Genomic DNA, 14,516 nt, shown 5'->3' with positions numbered 1-14,516 from the left:
TTCAATGTGGAGGCCTGCACTCTGTAGGAGCCGGCTTGCTGGCGATTGCATCACTCCGGTACGACTGACACACCGAGGCGATGCTATCGCCAGCAAGCCGGCTCCTACAAAGGACAGGTCTCCACAGGGGGAAATTTGTTAATTCAGATACTGATTCGCGACAGTTTGATATCGGGTTCCTGGCTGACACTGAGCTGTTCGACGATCGCATCCTGCAAACGGCTGCACAACAGTGGGTCAGACAACGGTTGGTTGTTGGCGTCGGTAATGAAGAACACGTCTTCCACGCGCTCGCCGAGCGTGGCGATCTTGGCGTTCTGCAGCGACAGGTCGAATTCCAGAAAAATCGTGCCAATCCGCGCCAGCAACCCTGGGCGATCCGGTGCGCTGAGCTCCAGCACTGTCACCGGGCGCTGGGCGTCGTTGTGGATCGTCACCTGAGGTGCAAACGCGAAATGTTTGAGCTGGCGCGGTACGCGACGCTGGATAATCGTCGGGTAATCGTCCGGGTTGCGCAGGGCTTCGGTCAGGCCTTCGCGAATCTGTTTGACCCGCGCCGGGTTATCGCCAATCGAGTCGCCGTCAGTGTCGAGCACGATGTAGGTGTCGAGGGTGAACTGGCTGCTGGAGGTGATGACCCGGGCGTCGTGAATGTTCAGGTTGAGCTGGTCCATCGCGGCCACGGTCACGGCGAAGAAGTCGTGCTGGTCCGGCGCGTAGATGAAGATCTGCGTACCGCCCTCGAACTCGCGCTGGGTGGTTTCCTTGATCAGCACCAGCGGGCCGCCATCGGCCGGCTGCTGCAGGATCGCATCGGTGTGCCAGGCCACATCGCCGGCGGTGTGACGCAGGAAATAGTCATCGCCCAGTTGCGACCACAACTGCTCGACGTCGTCGGGGTCGTTGCCGCCGCGTACCAGAATGTCCAGGGCGGCGCTCTGGGTCTGGCGGATCTGCATTTCGCGATCCACCGGGTTTTCCAGGCCGCGACGCAACGCACGCTTGGTCTCGGTGTAGAGCTGGCGCAGCAGGCTGGCGCGCCAGGAATTCCACAGCGTCGGGTTGGTGGCGTTGATGTCGGCGACGGTCAGCACGTACAGGTAATCCAGGCGGGTTTCGTCACCGACGATCTGCGCGAAATCATGGATCACCTGCGGGTCGGACAAGTCCTTGCGCTGGGCGGTGGTCGACATCACCAGGTGGTTCTGCACCAGCCAGACGATCAGGCGGCTATCCCAGATCGGCAATTGATGGCGCTGGCAAAAGGCTTCGGCGTCCACTGCGCCGATTTCCGAGTGATCGCCATGCCGGCCCTTGCCGATGTCGTGGTACAGGCCGGCCAGGTAGATCAGCTCGGGCTTGGGCAGCTTGCCCATGAGCTTGCTGGCGAGCGGGAATTTTTCCGACACTTGCGTGTACTGCAACTTACGCAGGTGCTTGATCAGGTTCAGGGTGTGCGCATCGACCGTATAGATGTGAAACAGGTCGTGCTGCATCTGCCCGACAATGAAGCCGAACTCCGGCAAATAGCGCCCGAGGATGCCGTAACGGTTCATCCGCCGCAGGTTGCGGTGAATGCCGATCTTGCACTTGAACAGCTCGATGAACAGGCTGGTATTGCGAATGTCGTTGCGGAAATCGTCGTCGATCAGGTGCCGGTTTTCCCGCAGCAGACGAATGGTGTCGGCGCGCACGCCTTTGATTTCCGGCTGCTGGGCCATCAGCACGAAGATTTCGAGCATGGCGAACGGCGTGCGGCGGAACACGTTGTCGTTGCGCGCCTCGATGTAGCCGTCGTGTAACTGGAACCGCGAGTTGATCGGCTGCGGCGGCGCTTCGTCTTCGGGCGCGAGGATGACTTCCTCGAAGTGCTGGATGATCAGGTCGCTGAGCTGGGCGATGCTCATGACCACCCGGTAATACTGCTGCATGAAGTTTTCGATGGCTTGCTTGGCGTCATCACCCTTGAACCCCAGCAGGCCGGCAATCGAACGCTGGTGGTCGAACAGCAAGCGGTCTTCGGAACGGCCAGCGAGCATGTGCAGCGCGTAGCGGACTTTCCACAGGAATTCCTGGGATGAAGCCAGCAGGGCGTTTTCGCTCTCGACCAGAAACCCTTCGCCAGCCAATGCCCGCAGGTTCAGGGTGCCGTATTCGCGACGGGCAACCCACAGAATCGTCTGAATATCCCGTAGTCCGCCGGGCGAGCCTTTGACGTTGGGTTCCAGGTTGTATTCGGTGTCGTTGTACTTGTGATGACGGGCCTTTTGCTCGGCGCGCTTGGCGAGGAAGAACTCCTTGCTCGGCCACATGTGCGCAGTGCTGGTGACGTCGAGCATGCGCTGGCGCAAGTGCTCGGGGCCGCAGATGGTGCGGCTTTCCATCAGGTTGGTGACAACCGTCAGGTCGGCGCGGGCTTCAACGGCGCATTCTTCAACCGAGCGAACGCTCTGACCGACTTCCAGGCCGATGTCCCACAACAACGTCAGAAAACGCTCGATGGAATCGCGGAAAACTTCGTGGTCGGCGCTGTCCAGCAGGATCAGCAAATCGATATCGGAATAAGGGTGCAATTCCCCGCGACCGTAGCCGCCGACCGCGACCAGCGCGATGTCGGCATCTTCACTCCAGTTGAACTGCTCCCAGGCCTTTTGCAGGATGTTGTCGACGAACCACGCACGATCCTCGATCAGCCGGCGAATCTCCCGGCCGCTGCGAAAGCGCTCGTCGAGCACCTCGCGCGCCTGGCGGATCGCCTTCTTGAAGGCCGCGATCGGGCTGGCCTTCAGAGCCAGTTCAGCCTGGAACTGGCCACGGTCGAAGAGTTCGGGATCCACCTGCGGCATCGATTGGCTTTCCTATCTATAAGGCTGAGAGCTGTGCGGACCGGATCAGGCCGAAACGCGCGGGATGGTGTCGTCGCTGCGCAGGGTGAAGATCTCGTAACCGGTTTCGGTCACTGCCAGGGTGTGTTCCCACTGGGCCGAGAGCTTGCGGTCCTTGGTGATCGCGGTCCAGCCATCACCCAATACCTTGGTGTCGGCCTTGCCCTGGTTGATCATCGGCTCGATGGTGAAGGTCATGCCCGCTTTCAGTTCCATGCCGGTGCCGGCGCGGCCGTAGTGCAGGATCTGCGGCTCTTCGTGGAACACCTTGCCAATGCCGTGGCCGCAGAACTCGCGAACCACCGAGAAGCCGTTCTTTTCGGCGTGCTTCTGGATCACTTCACCGATGTCGCCCAGGCGGCAGCCGGGTTTGACGATTTCGATGGCCTTGTACATGCATTCCTGGGTCACTTGCGACAGGCGCTCGGCCCAGACCGGCACGGTGCCGACGTGGAACATGCGGCTGGTGTCGCCGTGGTAGCCGTCCTTGATCACGGTGACGTCGATGTTCAGCGTGTCGCCGTCTTTCAATGGCTTCTCGTTCGGGATGCCGTGGCAGACCACGTGGTTGATCGAGGTGCAGATCGACTTCGGATAGCCTTTGTAGTTGAGCGGGGCAGGGATGGCCTGCTGCACGTTGACGATGTAGTCGTGGCAGATGCGGTCCAGCTCTTCAGTGGTGACGCCCGGCTTGACATGTTCAGCAATCATTTCCAGCACATCGGCGGCCAGTTTGCCGGCGACACGCATTTTTGCGATGTCCTCCGGGGTTTTGAGGGTGACGGTCATACAGGCTCTCTCTACGCTCGATGGCGCTTGTCAAAACGGAATGGGCAGTGTGCGATCAATCTTTACCGCCCTGAAAAACGCGATTCTAACAGACGAACAGCGCAAATCTGAGCCTCTGTACATCGCTTCTCTCTATAGATAGGCGCATTCTTGAGCGATTCCAAGGGCGCGGATAAAGGCGCGCGTCAGGAATTGAGAATCCGGGTTCCGTTTTTGCGAGCCTTGTGATATAAAATGCGCCGCTTTCCGGGGATACCCCGAAAGGCTTAAATCCACACACGTGTCGACACGATGACCTGGGTGCCTTCAGCTGATGCTGCTGGTTGGTCATTGGGATACGTGGAGGCCAAACCCGACTTATTAAGGAACTATCATGTCCCAAGTCAACATGCGCGATATGCTGAAGGCCGGTGTGCACTTCGGTCACCAGACCCGTTACTGGAACCCGAAAATGGGTAAATACATTTTCGGCGCGCGTAACAAGATCCACATCATCAACCTTGAAAAAACCCTGCCAATGTTCAACGAAGCTCTGACTTTCGTAGAGCGTCTGGCCCAGGGCAAAAACAAGATTCTGTTCGTCGGCACCAAGCGTTCCGCTGGCAAGATCGTTGCTGAAGAAGCTGCACGTTGCGGTTCGCCGTACGTCGATCACCGCTGGTTGGGCGGCATGCTGACCAACTTCAAAACCATCCGTGCTTCCATCAAGCGTCTGCGTGACCTTGAAGTACAAGCCGAAGACGGTACTTTCGCCAAGCTGACCAAGAAAGAAGCGCTGATGCGCTCCCGTGACCTGGAAAAGCTGGATCGTTCCCTGGGTGGTATCAAGGACATGGGCGGTCTGCCAGACGCTCTGTTCGTTATCGACGTTGATCACGAGCGCATCGCGATCACCGAAGCCAACAAGCTGGGCATCCCGGTTATCGGCGTAGTCGATACCAACAGCAGCCCGGAAGGCGTTGACTACATCATCCCAGGCAACGATGACGCAATCCGCGCTATCCAGCTGTACATGGGTTCGATGGCTGACGCAGTAATCCGCGGTCGCAACCACGTTGCTGGCGGCACCGAGCAGTTCGTTGAAGAAGCTCCGGCAGCTGCAGCTGAGTAACTGACGCCTTGGCGTTGACTCAGTAAGCAAAAAGGGGGCTTGGCCCCCTTTTTGCCACCTCGAAAACCATTTGTCCGGTGGCGCATTTACATCATTTGTAACTTGCAGCTGCTAACAAGGGTGGTTCGGGAAGAATTGAACGCCCGTTCGATCGGGTGGAATGGTTGAAAACCTATCCAAGAGGAATTTTGAAATGGCAGAGATTACTGCAGCGTTGGTCAAAGAACTGCGCGAGCGTACTGGCGAAGGCATGATGGACTGCAAAAAGGCCTTGACCAAGGCTGGCGGCGACATCGAAAAAGCCATTGATGACATGCGTGCTTCGGGCGCCATCAAGGCTGCCAAGAAAGCAGGCAACGTGGCTGCTGAAGGCGCTATCGCTCTGAAAGAAGACGGTAAATCCGCCGTTCTGCTGGAAGTGAACTCGCAGACCGACTTCCTGGCTCTGCAGGACGACTTCAAGGCATTTGTTGCTGCCAGCGTTGAAAAAGCGTTCGCCGACAAGCTGACTGACGTCGCTCCGCTGATCGAAGCTCAAGAAGCTGCTCGCCTGGTACTGGTCGGCAAGGTTGGCGAAAACGTCAACATCCGTCGCCTGGTTCGCGTTGAAGGTGATGTTGTTGGTGGTTATCTGCACGGCAACAAAATCGGTGTTGCGGTTGTTCTGAAGGGCGGCGACGTTGAGCTGGCCAAAGACATCGCTATGCACGTAGCGGCCAGCAACCCTGAGTTCCTGCTGCCATCGGAAGTTTCTGCTGAAGCTATCGAGCGCGAAAAAGCCGTGTTCCTGCAGCTGAACGAAGAAAAAATCAAAGGCAAGCCAGAAAACATTGTTGAGAACATGGTCAAAGGCCGTATCAGCAAGTTCCTGGCTGAAGCAAGCCTGGTTGAGCAGGCGTTCGTCAAGAACCCTGAAATCAAGGTTGGCGAACTGGCCAAGAAAGCCGGTGCAGAAATCGTTTCTTTCACCTACTTCAAAGTAGGCGAAGGCATCGAGAAGCCGGTCGACAACTTCGCTGAAGAAGTTGCTGCCCAGCTGGCTGCCGCCAAGCAATAAGACGGTTTTTTAACTGTCGCCCTGAAGAGGCTGCCCGCTTACGCGCGCAGCCTCTTTTCAGATGGGGCACCAATTTTTAATTGGTTTCCTTTTGGAACTGGCTTACAAAGCCATGTTCCGATGGCGCTGAAGCAGCGCCAAGCTAGAGTGAACGCCAGCTGTAAACAGCTCGCAAAGAATTTTTAAAATACGCCGCAGGAGAGATTCGCAATGGCTCAGCAGGGCAGTGGTTATCAGGCTCGCTATAAACGCATTCTACTCAAGCTTAGCGGCGAGGCCCTGATGGGCTCGGAAGAGTTCGGGATCGATCCGAAAGTTCTGGACCGCATGGCGCTGGAAGTCGGCCAACTGGTCGGCATCGGCGTCCAGGTCGGCCTGGTGATCGGCGGCGGCAACCTGTTCCGCGGTGCAGCGCTGAGCGCGGCCGGCATGGATCGGGTCACCGGCGACCACATGGGCATGCTGGCCACCGTGATGAATGCCTTGGCCATGCGCGACGCGCTGGAACGTGCCAATATCTCGGCCATCGTGATGTCGGCGATTTCCATGGTTGGCGTGACTGATCACTACGATCGTCGCAAAGCCATGCGCCACCTGAATGCCAAGGAAGTCGTGATCTTCGCGGCCGGTACCGGCAATCCGTTCTTCACCACGGATTCGGCGGCCTGCCTGCGAGCAATCGAAATCGATGCCGATGTCGTGCTGAAAGCGACCAAGGTCGATGGCGTCTACACCGCTGATCCATTCAAAGACCCGCATGCCGAGAAGTTCGATCATCTGACCTACGATGAAGTGCTGGATCGCAAGCTGGGTGTTATGGATCTGACCGCCATTTGCCTGTGCCGCGACCACAAGATGCCGTTGCGCGTATTTAACATGAACAAACCCGGCGCCCTGCTGAACATCGTGCATGGCGGCGCTGAAGGGACCCTGATCGAGGAAGGCCAACAATGATCAACGAAATCAAGAAAGACGCTAAAGAGCGTATGCAGAAATCCGTCGAGTCGCTGATGCACAACTTCGGCCGTATTCGTACTGGCCAGGCGCACCCAAGCATTCTCGAAGGCGTGATGGTGCCGTACTACGGTTCCGACACCCCGATCAAGCAAGTCGCCAACATCACCGTCAAAGACGCCCGTACCCTGCAAGTGGTCGCTTTCGAGCGCAACATGCTGGGCGCCGTCGACAAGGCCATCGGCAGTGCTGGTCTGAACCTCAACCCGACCAACCTGGGTGAGTTGCTGCTGATCTCCATGCCGGCCCTGACCGAAGAAACCCGCAAGGGCTTCACCAAGCAGGCTCGCGATGTCGCTGAAGATGCCCGTGTTGCCGTGCGCAACATCCGTCGTGATGCGAACAGCCAGCTCAAGGATCTGGTCAAGGAAAAGGAAATCAGTGAAGACGAAGAACGTCGCGCCACTGGTGAAATTGATGATCTGACCAAAAAGTACGTGGCTGAAATCGACGCGAATTTGGCGCAGAAAGAAAAAGACCTGATGGCCGTATAAGGGTCGCGTTTTCATGGAAAAGACCAAGCAGTCAGTGCCGTCCGCGGTGCCGCGTCATGTCGCGATCATCATGGATGGCAATAATCGCTGGGCGAAAAAACGCTTTATGCCAGGTGTCGCCGGGCATAAAGCGGGTGTGGACGCAGTTCGTGCAGTGATCGAGGTGTGTGCCGAGGCCAAGGTCGAGGTATTGACCCTGTTCGCCTTCTCCAGCGAGAACTGGCAGCGTCCGGCCGATGAAGTCAGTGCCTTGATGGATCTGTTCTTCAAGGCGTTGCGTCGTGAGGCCAAGCGCCTCAACGACAACAACATCAGTCTGCGCATCATTGGTGACCGTTCGCGTTTCCATCCAGAGCTTCAGGCTGCGATGCGTGAAGCGGAAGCGATGACCGCGGGCACCAATCGCTTCGTTCTGCAGATCGCCGCCAACTACGGCGGTCAGTGGGACATCGCGCAAGCCGCACAGCGTCTGGCGCGGGAAGTTCAGGCCGGGCATCTGCGTCCGGAAGACATCACCCCGGAACTGTTGCAAACCTGCCTGGCCACTGGCGATCTGCCGTTGCCGGACTTGTGCATCCGTACCGGTGGCGAGCACCGCATCAGCAACTTCCTGCTGTGGCAACTGGCCTACGCCGAGTTGTACTTCTCCGACCTGTTCTGGCCGGACTTCAAACACGACGCCATGCGCACCGCGCTGGCCGATTTCGCTTCTCGCCAGCGCCGCTTCGGTAAAACGAGCGAGCAGGTCGAGGCTGGGGCCCGGGTTTAATGCTCAAACAACGAATCATCACCGCGCTGATCCTGCTGCCGATCGCCTTGTGCGGGTTTTTCCTGCTCGAAGGCTCCGGTTTCGCGCTGTTCATCGGGCTGGTCGTGACCCTCGGTGCCTGGGAATGGGCGCGTCTGGCGGGCTTCACTGAGCAGCCGATCCGCGTTGCCTATGCTGCAGTCGTCGCGTTGATGCTGTTTGTCATGCATATCCTGCCGGGCCTGGCACCTTGGGTGTTGGGCGCTTCGGTGCTGTGGTGGGGCGTGGCGACGTACCTGGTGTTGACGTATCCGCGTTCGAGCGAGCGTTGGTCCAGTGCGGCGACCAAACTGGTGATCGGCCTGTTGATTCTCCTGCCGGCCTGGCAAGGTCTGGTGCAGATCAAACAATACCCATTGGGCAACTGGTTGATCATGGCGGTCATGGTGCTGGTCTGGGGTGCCGACATCGGTGCTTACTTTTCCGGTCGGGCCTTCGGCAAGCGCAAGCTGGCACCGCAGGTCAGTCCCGGCAAGAGCTGGGAAGGCGTGTATGGCGGCCTCGCGCTGAGCCTGGTCATCACCGTTATTGTCGGCCTGGTTCGCGACTGGACGGTTGCCGAGCTTTTCAAAGGGTTGATCGGTGCCGCAATTATCGTGTTCATCTCGGTAGTGGGTGACCTCACCGAAAGCATGTTCAAGCGCCAGTCCGGGGTCAAGGACAGCAGCAATCTGCTGCCCGGCCACGGTGGTGTACTCGATCGCATCGACAGCCTGACGGCAGCGATCCCGGTGTTCGCGGTGTTGTTGTGGATGGCGGCACCGTGAGCCGCCCTCAACAGATTACCGTTCTGGGGGCTACCGGCTCGATCGGCCTGAGCACGCTCGACGTTATTGCCCGTCATCCCGAGCGTTATCAGGTGTTCGCCTTGAGCGGTTTCACTCGCCTGAGTGAGTTGTTCGCGTTGTGCGTCCGTCATACGCCACGGTTCGCCGTTGTGCCAGAGCAGGGCGCTGCCCGAGGCTTGCAGGACGACTTGCGTGCGGCCGGGTTGTCGACCCGCGTTCTGGTGGGGGAGGAGGGGCTGTGTCAGGTCGCCGCCGATCCTGAAGTCGATGCCGTCATGGCCGCCATTGTCGGCGCGGCGGGCTTGCGCCCGACGCTGGCGGCGGTCGAGGCTGGCAAGAAAATACTCCTGGCCAACAAAGAAGCACTGGTGATGTCCGGTGCGTTATTCATGCAGGCCGTACGTAAAAGCGGTTCGGTGCTGCTGCCGATCGACAGCGAGCACAACGCGATTTTCCAGTGCATGCCGCAGGATTTCGCTCGTGGGCTGGGTGCGGTCGGTGTCCGTCGGATCTTGCTGACAGCTTCGGGCGGTCCTTTCCGTCAGACGCCTATGGCTGAGCTGGTGCATGTAACCCCTGATCAGGCGTGTGCCCATCCGAACTGGTCCATGGGGCGCAAGATTTCGGTAGATTCGGCCAGCATGATGAACAAAGGCCTCGAGCTGATCGAAGCCTGCTGGCTGTTTGATGCCAAGCCGTCCCAGGTCGAAGTGGTGATTCACCCGCAGAGCGTGATTCATTCGCTTGTCGATTACATCGATGGCTCGGTCCTGGCTCAGTTGGGTAATCCCGACATGCGCACGCCTATTGCCAATGCGCTGGCCTGGCCGGAGCGTATCGATTCGGGTGTCGCACCGCTGGATCTGTTTGCCATTGCGCGCCTGGATTTCCAGGCTCCCGATGAAGAGCGTTTCCCATGCCTGCGCCTGGCGCGTCAGGCCGCAGAGGCTGGCAATAGCGCGCCAGCCATGCTCAATGCGGCGAATGAAGTGGCTGTCGCGGCCTTTCTCGACGGGCGGGTTCGCTATCTGGAAATCGCGAGTATCATCGAAGAAGTGTTAAATCTCGAGCCCGTGGTTGCGGTGGATGATCTCGAGGCGGTGTTCACGGCTGACGCGAAAGCGCGAGTACTGGCCGGGCAGTGGTTGAGTCGTCACGGGCGGTAAGTGCTGCAATACGTTGGCCCATGCAGCACCGGATAAGTTGCGGAGAAAGTAGATGAGCGCGCTCTATATGATTGTCGGCACCCTGGTAGCCCTGGGCGTGCTGGTCACTTTCCACGAATTCGGCCATTTCTGGGTCGCACGTCGCTGTGGAGTCAAAGTGCTGCGTTTCTCCGTGGGCTTCGGTATGCCGTTGCTGCGCTGGCACGACAAGAAAGGCACTGAATTCGTGATTGCCGCCATCCCGCTGGGTGGCTACGTGAAAATGCTCGACGAGCGTGAAGGTGAAGTTCCGGCCGATCAGCTCGATCAATCCTTCAATCGCAAATCCGTCCGTCAGCGCATTGCTATCGTGTCGGCGGGGCCGATTGCCAACTTCTTGCTGGCGATGATTTTTTTCTGGGTGCTCGCCATGCTTGGCAGCGAGCAGGTGCGGCCAGTCATCGGTGCCGTTGAGTCCGGCAGCATCGCCGCCAGGGCGGGTTTGAGTGCAGGTCAGGAAATTGTTGCCATTGATGGTGAGCTGACTTCGGGCTGGGGCGCAGTAAATCTGCAACTGGTTCGCCGTCTTGGCGAAAGCGGTTCCCTTCAGTTGCTGGTTCGTGAGCAGGGTTCCACAGCGGATTCGCCGCGTGAGCTGGTGCTGGATAAATGGCTCAAGGGCGCTGACGAGCCGGATCCGATTCGCTCGCTGGGTATTCGCCCATGGCGTCCGGCGTTGCCGCCGGTTCTGGCGGAACTCGATCCGAAAGGCCCGGCGCAGGCTGCCGGCCTGAAAACCGGCGACCGATTGTTGGCCCTGGATGGCAAGGCGCTCGATGACTGGCAACAAGTGGTCGATATCGTCCGTATTCATCCTGATACCAAAATCATGCTGCGCGTCGAGCGCGATGGTGCTCAAATCGACGTCTCTGTGACGCTCGCTGCTCGCGGCGAGAAAAAGTCGCCCAGTGGTTATCTCGGTGCCGGGGTGAAGGCGATCGATTGGCCGCCGGAGATGATTCGCGAGGTCAGTTACGGTCCTTTGGCAGCGATTGGCGAGGGGGCTCGACGCACCTGGACCATGAGCATACTGACCCTCGATTCGCTCAAGAAAATGTTGTTCGGTGAGCTCTCGGTAAAAAACTTGAGTGGACCGATAACCATTGCTAAAGTGGCGGGCGCTTCTGCCCAGTCGGGCGTCGCTGATTTCCTGAATTTCCTTGCTTATCTGAGTATTAGCCTGGGTGTTCTGAATTTGTTGCCCATTCCGGTACTGGATGGGGGGCATTTGTTGTTTTATCTGATTGAGTGGGCGCGTGGTCGCCCCTTGTCGGATCGGGTGCAGGGTTGGGGGATACAGATCGGCATCAGTTTGGTGGTCGGGGTGATGTTGCTCGCTCTGGTCAATGATTTGGGTCGTCTGTAACACTTCGCTGAATTGCGAATCTGCCGCATTTTGCGGCAGTTTGTTTATTGCCAGTTGGAATAAGAAAGGACTTCATGAAACGTCTGCTGCTAACTGCGGTTCTCACCGTATTGATGATCGCCGAAGTTCACGCCGAGTCCTTCACTATCTCTGATATTCGCGTCAATGGCCTCCAGCGGGTCTCCGCGGGTAGCGTCTTTGGTGCCTTGCCGTTGAACGTCGGTGAACAGGCGGATGATCGTCGCCTGGTGGAATCCACTCGTGCGCTGTTCAAAACCGGGTTCTTTCAAGATATCCAGCTGGGCCGTGATGGCAACGTCCTGGTCATTACTGTAGTCGAGCGTCCGTCCGTCGCCAGTATCGAGATCGAGGGTAACAAGGCGATCTCCACTGAAGACCTGATGAAGGGCCTCAAACAGTCCGGTCTGGCCGAAGGCGAGATCTTCCAGCGCGCCACCCTCGAAGGTGTTCGTAACGAGCTGCAGCGCCAGTACGTCGCTCAGGGCCGCTACTCGGCTACCGTTGACACCGAAGTGGTGCCGCAGCCGCGTAACCGCGTCGGCCTCAAGGTCAATATCAACGAAGGCACCGTTGCAGCTATCCAGCACATCAACGTGGTGGGTAACACGGTCTTCCCTGATGAAGACCTGATCGACCTGTTCGAACTCAAGACCACCAACTGGTTGTCGTTCTTCAAGAACGACGACAAGTACGCTCGTGAAAAACTGTCCGGTGACCTGGAGCGTCTGCGTTCCTACTACCTGGACCGTGGCTATATCAACATGGATATCGCTTCGACCCAGGTGTCCATCACCCCGGACAAGAAGCACGTCTACATCACCGTCAACGTCAACGAAGGCGAGAAGTACACCGTTCGTGACGTCAAGCTGAGCGGTGACCTGAAAGTTCCTGAAGACCAGGTCAAGTCCCTGCTGCTGGTGCAGAAAGGCCAGGTGTTCTCGCGCAAGCTGATGACCACCACCTCCGAACTGATCACCCGTCGCCTGGGTAACGAGGGTTACACCTTCGCCAACGTCAACGGCGTACCTCAGCCGCATGATGAAGACCACACCGTCGATATCACTTTCGCGGTCGATCCGGGCAAGCGTGCTTACGTTAACCGCATCAACTTCCGTGGCAACACCAAGTCCGAAGACGAAGTGCTGCGCCGTGAAATGCGTCAGATGGAAGGCGGCTGGGCTTCTACTTACCTGATCGACCAATCCAAGACCCGTCTTGAGCGTCTGGGCTTCTTCAAGGAAGTCAACGTCGAAACCCCGGCTGTACCGGGTGTCGATGACCAGGTTGACGTGAACTACAGCGTTGAAGAGCAAGCGTCCGGTTCGATTACCGCCAGCGTCGGCTTTGCACAGAGTGCCGGTCTGATCCTCGGTGGTTCGATCACCCAGAACAACTTCCTCGGTACCGGTAACAAGGTCAGCGTTGGCTTGACCCGCAGTGAATACCAGAGCCGCTATAACTTCGGTTATGTCGACCCGTACTGGACTGCTGACGGTGTGAGCCTGGGTTACAACGCGTTCTATCGCACCACTGACTACAAAGACCTCGACGTCGACGTTGCCAGCTATGCGGTAGACAGCTACGGTGCCGGCGCGAGCGTCGGTTATCCGATCAGCGAGACTTCGCGTCTGACCTTCGGCCTGACTGCGCAACAGGACAAGATCAAGACTGGCCTGTACACCGTTGACGAAATCTTCGACTTCGTTAACAAGGAAGGCGACAGCTACCTGAACTTCAAGGCTTCGGCCGGTTGGTCCGAGTCGACCCTGAACAAAGGCGTGCTGGCGACCCGTGGTCATTCGCAAAGCCTTGTGCTGGAAACCACGACCCCTGGCAGCGACCTGTCGTTCTTCAAACTCGACTACCGTGGCCAGTTGTTCCAGCCGTTGACCGAAAACTACACCATGCGCCTGCATACCGAGCTGGGTTATGGCGATGGCTACGGTTCGACCGATGGCTTGCCGTTCTATGAAAACTACTATGCTGGTGGTTTCAACTCGGTTCGTGGCTTCAAGGACAGCACCCTGGGTCCTCGCAGTACTCCAAGTACCGGCAAGAACCCTGGCACTGCGCTCGATCCGGACCAGGATCCGCTGCCGTTCGGTGGTAACGTCCTGATCCAGGGCGGTGTGGAGGTTCTTTTCCCTCTGCCGTTCGTCAAGGATCAGCGTTCCCTGCGCACCTCGGTATTCTGGGACGTGGGTAACGTGTTCGACTCGCAGTGCAAGTCGACCACCAATGCCGATGGTTCGAAGTCCAATACACAGTGCAACGACATCAGCCTGAGCAACATGGCCAGCTCTGTCGGTGTAGGCGTGACATGGGTTACCGCACTGGGTCCTCTGAGTTTCGCGTTGGCCATGCCGATCAAGAAACCGGATGAGGCTGAAACTCAAGTGTTCCAATTCTCCCTCGGCCAGACGTTCTAAGCGTCTGACCCAAGATAACGACAATGGATTTTGTAGGAGTGCATCGTGCGTAAGTTGACTCAATTGGTTCTCCTGGCGACCGTACTGGTAGCAGGCCCGGCTTTTGCCGACATGAAAATTGCCGTTCTGAACTATCAAATGGCTTTGCTGGAATCCGATGCGGCCAAGAAGTACGCCGTGGATGCCGAGAAGAAGTTCGGCCCGCAACTGACCAAGCTCAAGACGCTGGAAAGCAGTGCCAAGGGTATTCAGGACCGTCTGATGGCTGGCGGCGACAAGATGCAGCAAGGCGAGCGTGAGCGTCTGGAGCTTGAATTCAAGCAAAAGGCCCGTGACTTCCAGTTCCAGTCCAAGGAATTGAACGAAGCCAAAGCCGTTGCCGACCGTGAAATGCTGAAGCAGCTCAAGCCGAAACTGGACAGCGCTGTGGAAGAAGTCATCAAGAAAGGTGCTTTTGACCTGGTCTTCGAGCGTGGCGCAGTGATTGATGTCAAACCTCAGTACGACATCACTCGCCAGGTTATCGAGCGCATGAATCAGCTGAAGTAA

Annotated in this window: 12 protein-coding genes; 10 read left to right on the top strand and 2 right to left on the bottom strand. The window is 57.9% G+C overall.

Translation table 11 applies throughout. From position 1 onward, the window contains the following. Positions 1 to 143 precede the first annotated feature (143 nt). Both J4E42_RS18285 and map read right to left on the bottom strand, forming a co-directional pair. Positions 144 to 2,846, bottom strand: a complete 2,703-nt coding sequence (locus tag J4E42_RS18285; protein WP_008039391.1) for a [protein-PII] uridylyltransferase — start codon at positions 2,844 to 2,846, stop codon at positions 144 to 146. A 45-nt stretch (positions 2,847 to 2,891) separates the two neighbouring features. After that, the gene (gene map / locus J4E42_RS18280; RefSeq protein WP_008028962.1) at positions 2,892 to 3,674 is read right to left on the bottom strand and encodes a type I methionyl aminopeptidase; all 783 of its coding nucleotides are present in this window, start codon (positions 3,672 to 3,674) and stop codon (positions 2,892 to 2,894) included. Positions 3,675 to 4,047: 373 nt separating this feature from the next. On the opposite strand from map, the gene rpsB reads away from it, so the two are divergent. The 10 genes from rpsB to J4E42_RS18230 all read left to right on the top strand — a co-directional run bounded on the left by rpsB (position 4,048) and on the right by J4E42_RS18230 (position 14,516). After that, positions 4,048 to 4,785 carry a 30S ribosomal protein S2 gene (gene rpsB / locus J4E42_RS18275; protein ID WP_008028964.1) on the top strand — a complete coding sequence of 246 codons (738 nt, stop codon included), beginning with the start codon at positions 4,048 to 4,050 and terminating at the stop codon, positions 4,783 to 4,785. A 193-nt stretch (positions 4,786 to 4,978) separates the two neighbouring features. Next, the gene (tsf, locus tag J4E42_RS18270) at positions 4,979 to 5,842 is read left to right on the top strand and encodes a translation elongation factor Ts (RefSeq protein ID WP_008028965.1); all 864 of its coding nucleotides are present in this window, start codon (positions 4,979 to 4,981) and stop codon (positions 5,840 to 5,842) included. Between the two features lie 210 nt (positions 5,843 to 6,052). Continuing rightward, complete coding sequence (gene pyrH / locus J4E42_RS18265; RefSeq protein WP_003172271.1) at positions 6,053 to 6,796, top strand: UMP kinase; 744 nt, start codon at positions 6,053 to 6,055, stop codon at positions 6,794 to 6,796. Beyond that, complete coding sequence (frr, locus tag J4E42_RS18260) at positions 6,793 to 7,350, top strand: ribosome recycling factor (RefSeq protein ID WP_008028968.1); 558 nt, start codon at positions 6,793 to 6,795, stop codon at positions 7,348 to 7,350. The genes pyrH and frr overlap by 4 nt, the downstream gene beginning before the upstream one ends. A 13-nt stretch (positions 7,351 to 7,363) precedes the next feature. Further along, positions 7,364 to 8,119, top strand: coding sequence for a polyprenyl diphosphate synthase (uppS, locus tag J4E42_RS18255; RefSeq protein ID WP_008039394.1), 756 nt, complete (start codon positions 7,364 to 7,366; stop codon positions 8,117 to 8,119). Further along, positions 8,119 to 8,925 (top strand): phosphatidate cytidylyltransferase, encoded by an 807-nt coding sequence (locus J4E42_RS18250; protein WP_008039396.1) that lies wholly within the window; start codon positions 8,119 to 8,121, stop codon positions 8,923 to 8,925. The genes uppS and J4E42_RS18250 overlap by 1 nt, the downstream gene beginning before the upstream one ends. After that, the gene (ispC, locus tag J4E42_RS18245; protein ID WP_008028975.1) at positions 8,922 to 10,112 is read left to right on the top strand and encodes a 1-deoxy-D-xylulose-5-phosphate reductoisomerase; all 1,191 of its coding nucleotides are present in this window, start codon (positions 8,922 to 8,924) and stop codon (positions 10,110 to 10,112) included. Before J4E42_RS18250 ends, ispC begins: the two co-directional genes overlap by 4 nt. A gap of 52 nt (positions 10,113 to 10,164) precedes the next feature. Then, complete coding sequence (gene rseP / locus J4E42_RS18240; RefSeq protein WP_207285808.1) at positions 10,165 to 11,517, top strand: sigma E protease regulator RseP; 1,353 nt, start codon at positions 10,165 to 10,167, stop codon at positions 11,515 to 11,517. A gap of 74 nt (positions 11,518 to 11,591) precedes the next feature. Beyond that, on the top strand, positions 11,592 to 13,967 hold the full coding sequence (gene bamA / locus J4E42_RS18235; RefSeq protein WP_008039402.1) for an outer membrane protein assembly factor BamA: 2,376 nt from the start codon (positions 11,592 to 11,594) through the stop codon (positions 13,965 to 13,967). 45 nt (positions 13,968 to 14,012) lie between these two features. Continuing rightward, on the top strand, positions 14,013 to 14,516 hold the full coding sequence (locus tag J4E42_RS18230; protein ID WP_008028980.1) for an OmpH family outer membrane protein: 504 nt from the start codon (positions 14,013 to 14,015) through the stop codon (positions 14,514 to 14,516).

This window comes from Pseudomonas sp. FW300-N2A2, assembly GCF_017351735.1.
Classification (GTDB): Bacteria; Pseudomonadota; Gammaproteobacteria; order Pseudomonadales; family Pseudomonadaceae; genus Aquipseudomonas; species Aquipseudomonas migulae.
This window is presented reverse-complemented; position numbering and strand designations above follow the sequence as displayed.

Bases quoted from the DNA above. Each gene is read 5' to 3' on its own strand.
- J4E42_RS18250 (WP_008039396.1), top strand. From the start codon at position 8,119: ATGCTCAAACAACGAATCATCACCGCGCTGATCCTGCTGCCGATCGCC.
- tsf (WP_008028965.1), top strand. From the start codon at position 4,979: ATGGCAGAGATTACTGCAGCGTTGGTCAAAGAACTGCGCGAGCGTACT.
- J4E42_RS18285 (WP_008039391.1), bottom strand. From the start codon at position 2,846: ATGCCGCAGGTGGATCCCGAACTCTTCGACCGTGGCCAGTTCCAGGCT.
- rseP (WP_207285808.1), top strand. From the start codon at position 10,165: ATGAGCGCGCTCTATATGATTGTCGGCACCCTGGTAGCCCTGGGCGTG.
- frr (WP_008028968.1), top strand. From the start codon at position 6,793: ATGATCAACGAAATCAAGAAAGACGCTAAAGAGCGTATGCAGAAATCC.
- uppS (WP_008039394.1), top strand. From the start codon at position 7,364: ATGGAAAAGACCAAGCAGTCAGTGCCGTCCGCGGTGCCGCGTCATGTC.
- pyrH (WP_003172271.1), top strand. From the start codon at position 6,053: ATGGCTCAGCAGGGCAGTGGTTATCAGGCTCGCTATAAACGCATTCTA.
- bamA (WP_008039402.1), top strand. From the start codon at position 11,592: ATGAAACGTCTGCTGCTAACTGCGGTTCTCACCGTATTGATGATCGCC.
- rpsB (WP_008028964.1), top strand. From the start codon at position 4,048: ATGTCCCAAGTCAACATGCGCGATATGCTGAAGGCCGGTGTGCACTTC.
- map (WP_008028962.1), bottom strand. From the start codon at position 3,674: ATGACCGTCACCCTCAAAACCCCGGAGGACATCGCAAAAATGCGTGTC.